The 7,096-nt window shown below is 52.4% G+C and carries 6 protein-coding genes; 1 reads left to right on the forward strand and 5 read right to left on the reverse strand.

Annotated features, from left to right (window positions below):
• Positions 1-134: 134 nt before the first annotated feature.
• A complete protein-coding gene (locus ABLQ08_RS24430) occupies positions 135-3,284 on the reverse strand; it encodes an efflux RND transporter permease subunit (protein WP_352947630.1) in 3,150 nt (1,049 codons plus the stop codon).
• Between the two features lie 4 nt (positions 3,285-3,288).
• Complete coding sequence (locus ABLQ08_RS24435) at positions 3,289-4,428, reverse strand: efflux RND transporter periplasmic adaptor subunit (RefSeq protein ID WP_352947633.1); 1,140 nt, start codon at positions 4,426-4,428, stop codon at positions 3,289-3,291.
• A 193-nt stretch (positions 4,429-4,621) separates the two neighbouring features.
• On the opposite strand from ABLQ08_RS24435, the gene ABLQ08_RS32670 reads away from it, so the two are divergent.
• Positions 4,622-4,876, forward strand: coding sequence for a DDE-type integrase/transposase/recombinase (locus tag ABLQ08_RS32670; protein WP_417714946.1), 255 nt, complete (start codon positions 4,622-4,624; stop codon positions 4,874-4,876).
• Between the two features lie 149 nt (positions 4,877-5,025).
• On the opposite strand, the gene ABLQ08_RS24445 is transcribed toward ABLQ08_RS32670, so the two are convergent.
• From ABLQ08_RS24445 to ABLQ08_RS24455, 3 genes are all read right to left on the reverse strand, one after another.
• The gene (locus ABLQ08_RS24445; protein WP_352947636.1) at positions 5,026-5,457 is read right to left on the reverse strand and encodes a cysteine rich repeat-containing protein; all 432 of its coding nucleotides are present in this window, start codon (positions 5,455-5,457) and stop codon (positions 5,026-5,028) included.
• Between the two features lie 122 nt (positions 5,458-5,579).
• A complete protein-coding gene (locus tag ABLQ08_RS24450; RefSeq protein WP_352947639.1) occupies positions 5,580-6,221 on the reverse strand; it encodes a hypothetical protein in 642 nt (213 codons plus the stop codon).
• Between the two features lie 565 nt (positions 6,222-6,786).
• Positions 6,787-7,096: helix-turn-helix domain-containing protein (locus ABLQ08_RS24455; RefSeq protein WP_352947642.1), on the reverse strand; the 310-nt coding region annotated here is incomplete at its 5' end.

Here is a 7,096-nt window from a genome sequence, read left to right on the forward strand (position 1 = left end):
TACTGTGAAAAAGCTGCTTTTCACACCTGAGACAGGAACTTGCAACAGAGCCTTTTTTCCTACCAGGTTTATCAGGCATATCAACGTCAACTGCCTGCCTCAGGCTCGCAAAGCGATGCTATTGTCTACACCATTCAGGCCGAATGGGCTTGCTCTTCCTTTACATCTCCCGCCGGAGTTCCGTGTACCTTTTCGCGGAACCATTGGGCCACAACGTACAGCGCTGGAATGAAGAGGACGCCGACAAATGAAGCTGCGATCATGCCGCCGAATACCGGGGTCCCTACGCCTTTTCGTGCCAACATGGAGGCACCTGTAGCAACAACCAGCGGGAACAGACCTGCGATGAAGGCAAAGCTGGTCATCATGACGGCACGGAATCTCGATCGCCCCCCGTCTATAGCAGCATCGATGATACTCATCCCCTCTGCGCGGCGGTCCATAGCAAATTCTACGATCAGAATTGCGTTCTTGGCCGCGAGAGCGATCAGCACCACGAGCCCGATTTGCGCATAAATGTTGTTGGCGAGCCCAGCTATCAGCAATGCCGACATCGCACCACAGACCGCGAACGAAACTGACAGCAAAACGATCAACGGAATCGTCCAGCTTTCATACAACGCTACCAGGAATAAATAGGCAAAAAGAACGGCCAAACCCAAGACAATCGGAGTTTGGCCAGCCGCTGCGATTTCCTGTTGTGCGGTACCTGTCCAATCAAAGCTATAGCCTTTGGACAGCGATTTTGTAGCAACTTCTTGCATCGCGGCGATGGATTCACCCGAAGACACGCCTGGGGCCGGGTTGCCGGAAATGGTGACGGACCGATAGTTATTGTACCGCACTAATTTCTCTGGGCCGGTCGTTAATGCTGTTGTGGCAATAGCCCGGACAGGGACCATTTCACCCTTGTCGTTGCGCACATGAATACGGCCGACATCTTCGATATTCTGTCGGAACTTTTCTTCAGCCTCCAGATTCACCTGCCAAGTCCGGCCGAACAGGTTCATGTCGTTGACATAATAGCCCCCCATTGAAACCTGCATTGCTTGGAACAGCGTGCTGACGTCGACACCCAGAGTCTGCAGCCTTTCGCGATCAAGCTTCAGGTCCAGCTTAGGGGTGTTGGCCGAAAATGTCGTATAAACACCTGTCAAACGCGGGTCGCTGTTGGCACCGGTAATCAGCCCTTTGGCTGCGGCTCCCAGTTCAAGCGGGCTGCCACCCTGCAAATCCAGAAGCTGGAATTCAAACCCTGCGCCGGTGCCCAGACCCGAAATCGGAGGTAGATTGAACGGAATTCCAATGGCCGACTTCAACGACGCCAGATGCCGGTGAGTATAAGCAATCGACGCATCTACAGAAAGCGCGGGGTCGGTCCGGTCTTCGAAAGGCTTCATGATGGCGATCATGAAGCCCGCATTCGACTCTGTTAGGCCATCAAGAATGCTGAATCCAGTGACCGTCATCACATTCTGAACGCCCGGTGCATTCTTTAGAATTTCATACGTCTCGTCCATAACATTGGCCGTGCGATTGACCGATGCACCTTGAGGCAATTGGATTTCAACAAAGTATGCGCCTTGATCTTCGGTCGGCAAAAACCCGGACGGGGCGATCTTGAACAAGGTACCTGCGCCAAAAACCGCTACGGCCAAGAAAATCAGTCCAAGTACGGCGCGGCGTGCAAAAATCCCGGCGACGACGGCATAGCCGTCACGCGCATTGTCTATTCTCCGCGACAGCCATGCCAGTGGCCCCTTTCTGGGTCCTTCATGACGTTTCAACAGGATTGCACACAACGCAGGACTGAGCGTCAGTGCATTGAGCGCGGAAATCAACATTGAGAACGAGACGGCGACCGCAAATTGCTGAAACATTGCACCGGTGATACCCGGTACAAACGCAACAGGGACGAAGACGGACAACAGCACAAAGGTGATCGCCAAAATGGGGGCGGTGATCTGCCCCATCGCCTCCGCTGTGGCGTCAGCAACTGATAGGTCAGGCCGCTCCGACATGACCTTTTCGACGTTTTCCAGAACTACTATCGCATCATCCACAACGATACCGATTGCCAAAACTAACGCTAGCAGCGTCACCGTATTTATTGAGAATCCGAGCGCCAGCATGAACGCCAACGCTCCGATCAGCGAGACCGGAACCGCGATCAGAGGGATCAGAGCCATCCGCAGGCTGCCCAGGAACAGGAAGACAACGATGACAACCAGACCGAAGGCTTCGATCAGTGTCCTCACAACCTCATCAATACTGGCCTCGACGAAATAGACGGAGTTATACGGTATTTGCCATTTCACCCCATCGGGGAACGAAGGCTCGAGCTGCTCGATGGCTTTGCGCACTTCTTCGGCTGTGTTCAGGGCGTTTGCGCCGGGTGTCAGGTAAACACCAATCATGGCAGTCGGGCTGCCGTCAAATTGTGCAAAGGAATCCTGAGACTGCGCACCCAGGTCGACGCGCCCGATATCGCGCACATAGATGAATGAACCGTCCGGATCAGCCCGAACGACGATGTTTTCGAATTCCTCGACTGTGCTCAGACGTCCTTGCGTCTGAATGTTCAACTGAAACGCGGGGTCTTCCGTCATCGGTTGCGCACCAACTCGACCGACAGCAGCCTGCACGTTCTGGGAGTTCAGGGCGGTGATCACATCTGATACGGCCACGTTCAGGCCGGTCATGGTGTCAACGTCCAGCCATATTCTCATCGAATAGTTTTGCGCCCCGAAGATGGTCGCGTTGCCGACACCGGGCGAGCGTTTGATGCTGTCTAGCAGGTTGATGGTTGCGAAGTTCGACAGATAAAGCGTGTCATGCTCGGGATCGTCGGATGTGATTGCGATTGCCTGTAGCAGGGCCGTGGATTGCTTTTGCGTAATCACACCTGCGCGCACCACTTCGTCGGGAAGGGATGCAGTAGCCAGCGCCACACGGTTTTGCACATTGACGGCATTGATATCCGGGTCGGTTCCGGGCTTGAACGTGACCTGTAGGCCGTAGCTGCCGTCTCCACCGCTGGTGGACTTCATGTAGAGCATGTCGCTGACGCCAATAATCTGCTCTTCAATCGACTGCGCGACGGTACTTTCCACAACCTCGGCGCTCGCCCCGGGATAAAAAGCCGAGACTTGAACGGTTGGCGGAACGATGTCCGGCAGTTGCTGAATCGGCAGACGCGTGAGCGAGATCAGGCCAGCTAGCGTGAACAGAATGGAAATTACGATCGCAAAGCGCGGCCTGCGAATGAAAAGACGCGAGATCATCCGCTTATTCCTTGGCTGACTGTTGGGAGCTGGCGGCGGTCTCGGTCGTGACTTCCATGCCGACACGCACCTTCTGAGAGCCCTGAGTGATGACCTTGTCACCCGCCTTCAACCCATCGGTAACGACGGCCTGTGTGCCAGTAACTTCGCGCGTCTTAATCGGCGTTTTGGCAACTTTCCCATCGGTTCCGACCGTCAGTACAAAGTAGCCACCCTGGTCACTTTGCAGGGCGTCAGCCGGAATGATCAATGACTTTTCATCCGGACTGTCGATAACGCTGACACGCGCCAACTGATCGTTCAACAGGGCTCCATCCGGGTTAGGGAAAATGCCTCGAACAAGCACGGTATCAGTGTTTTCCTGGACCGTTGTATCAATGACAGCTACTTTGCCTCTGCTTTTGTAAGCCTCACCGTTCGCCAAGATGAGTTGCAACGCAACTTCGCTGCTTTCAAGGATTTCACCTTGTTTCTGGAAATCCAGTAGTTGCGCATTTGAGACCGGGAAGGTCACATAAATTGGGTCGATACTGGACAACGTCAGCAGCGTACCGCTCTGCGGGTTCACAAAAGCTCCGGTGCCTATACTGGTCAGCCCAATCCGTCCGTCGAAGGGCGCGGTGACTTTTGTGTAGGACAACTGGATTTGCGCATTCTGTAAACTGCCTTGTAACTGCATGATCAGACCGTTTGCCTGACCCTGCTGTGCTTCTGCCTTTTGTACGACCGATTCGGAGACATCACCGCGTTTAAACAGCTTTTGCTGACGGTCCAGTTGAATGTCTGCAAGCTTCTTCTCCGCCTTTGCCGCTTCAATCTGACCTTGGATCTGTGTGACGTCCGCTTTGTAGGAATCCGATTCAATCTCTATCAGGACTTCGCCCGAGGCGACTTTTGTCCCATCCTTGAAATTAACCTTTTCGACGAACCCCGCCACACGGGCAATGATGTCCACTGAGTTCACCGCCACGACACGACCGAGATAGGTATCGCTATAAGTTACCGACTCAAGCTTTGCTTCAGCGACAACAACTGATGGTTTTGGAGGCGTCTGCGCCTGAATTGACGTCGAAATCAGAAAGACCGACAGAACCGTATTGATCAAAGCTCTACAAAAGCGGTGACCAATTATGATAAACGACATTTCAAAACCTCTGCAGAATCCCAAACTTCATTCATCCAGAATCAAGTCAACTAACCAATCTCAGGTTAGAAGACTGAAAATCACGCAAAATTCGTGCCTATGCTGCCGATGCGGCACAACCCTGGATGGAGCCACCAACACCCGATTGTTTGATTGGAAGCTGCGTTCCTAAAGTGCTGCGCAGCGACAACTCATACCCAACGTTGAGTACGGCTCCCACAAAAGCTTGAACAATCGGGCGGAGAATTCTCACTTGCCGTTCCGAAAACGAGAGCGGACGCGACACGGCTTCCGATCACTCGGTTCACTGCAACATTTCGTGTCGAATTCGTCTGCAATCCGTGATCACTTCTTTCGGGCCCAATCCAACCGCTCCTCTTCTCAAATTCGAACCCATCGCTGTCAGGCCATGCTTGAGTGGAAGTTTGCGGCCGAACAAATTGCGTAAAAACAGCCGTAGTCTCGCGCGCGACTAAACCTTAGATAACCTGACAACACCGTGGATACGACTTCACCAAGCCGCCGATTGATTGTGAACGGCGATTGGAAAGACTCGCCGGTTGGCGAGCCAGGTCACGATCCGTATCGCCGAAGAACCTATTGAAGGTCTTCCTTTGCCTGCGAAAAAGCCTCCTTGCAGTCGGGCTGCAGCTTGTCCATGCTTTTGGTTAGACATTGAGCAATACGCCCGCCACCAACCGGAACGCCGTCACAATGCTCATCGATATCCGCATGGCACTGCTCGACTACATAGTTGACGGTATTCAGGATAATCGACAACTGCAGCAGGCCTGCCTCGAAGGCGATTTCACATTGCTCGGAGAGCTTGTCGTTGTGAGCCATTAGGCAGGCTGCAATTCTGCCCCTGCTTGGTGTTACGCTGTCACAATATTGAGCCAGCTCCTGCTTGCACTCTGCGCCAATAACTTCAGCAACAGACTGCTGAGCGGACACTGGTGCAATTGGCAGCAAAAACACCAGAGAAAACAGCGATAACTGCGCTGCAAACCTAAACATATTTGCGGTCACATGAGACCCTTTCACAATTCAGAATTAGAACGGCCATCGGGGCTAAGCTCCCCAAGCTCGCGAATTAGCAAACCGTAGACAGACCCTTCCGGGGCTCCGGTCAACGGCGCGGCAAGATGGACTTAAGGGCCACTGCAATAGTACCAGTAGCCTTCTGTCAGTGCAGAGTTGGTCCAGGTCCAGCACAGCGAGGGATCCGGCGGAGGAGGTGGGGTGTTGGCTGCGACAACGATGATCGCGCCCATCGTCACGCCAAACGCAACGGCCCCCCAACGAGCCCCTCTCCAACCATATGGGCGGGTCCTGACGTTGACGTGAACATTCACGTTTCGGTTGCGATTTACGTTGATGTTCGTGTTTTTGTTGCGGTTAATGTTGGTATTGCGGTTAACGTCGGTGTTACGATTAATATTGGTGTTGCGATTAACATTTTTGTTGCGGTTCACATCGTGACCACCAACTCGCGCCCCTCGGCTACGAGCGCTACCGCCCCCGCGCCTTTCGGCCAACTGCATATAATCCGTTTTCGATGACAATGCCGGTGATTTTTTCCAGCTATTTCCAGCTGAAAAATCGGAAGCCAAATCATGGGCGTTGCCAGGGCTAGCCGCAGATCCTATTAGCAATCCGGTCGTCAGAACGGAGATCAAACACAACCTAACAGACACTCGGTTTTTCCTTTCTTTTAAGCATAGTAGTCTCGTCCAAAGTCCTGTCGCACGATCGTCGATCTTCCCACGCAAACTCATCGATTCGTATGACATCAGCGCTCCAAACTGGCTCCTTCAGCGCAACCAAAAGAGACTTCCCTCTGTGAAGCTGGTCTGATGCTTACTCGCGACATAGGTGCACTAGGTGAGGGCAAAAGGTAGGGTTCTGGAGCGTTGATACGCTGTCCGTGCGGTCAAGAATGCTAAGAACTTGGCATTCTTGATCTTAGTTCAAAAAAATTTGGGTCAGACTTTCTATTCTGCGATAAAACACGCAAAACAGTCCAAACAAGAGGTAAATTAAAGTATTAAATCGAGACTCTAATAGTGAATAATAACTATTAAAGTCACTCAACATATGCATAGCATTACTTTATAATATTCAGCTATAACTCCATAAGCATAGTAAAGAGATGGGCTTTCAATGAAAAGATGCAATCTATAGTAGTATTCTGCGGTGCGAAAGTGATCCCTGCCGATTGTTAGGCTGTGCTCGCAAGCTTCGAACCTAGAAACGCAAAGCGGTCATACTTAGAAACGCAGCAAATTCTGCGACAGAATTCCGAGCTATTGCATCGATGAATTCATTGGTTCGGGCGCTTATTAAATAGCGCTCTTTCTACGAAGAATTCTCAGCCCTGGCAGCATCAATCCAATCGGACAGGGCTTTGGCGTCGGGAATTTCGATGGCGCCATACTTCAGTGCGATCAACCCTTCCTGCTCGAGCTTCTTCAGCGCTTTGCCCACTGACACCCGGGACGCCCCAACGGCGACCGCCAACTCGGACTGGTTCCAATGCAGAACGCCGGAAACTTCGGATTCCTCAGGCAAATTCTTCAACAACAGCGATGCTGTAAAGGCGGTTAGATTCAACAAGCGGATATCGTCCACGATGCTAAACGCCATATTCAGACGGTCCAATGCCATC

Origin of the sequence: Roseibium sp. SCP14, assembly GCF_040329475.1 — a bacterium.
In the GTDB taxonomy this organism is placed as follows: domain Bacteria; phylum Pseudomonadota; class Alphaproteobacteria; order Rhizobiales; family Stappiaceae; genus Roseibium.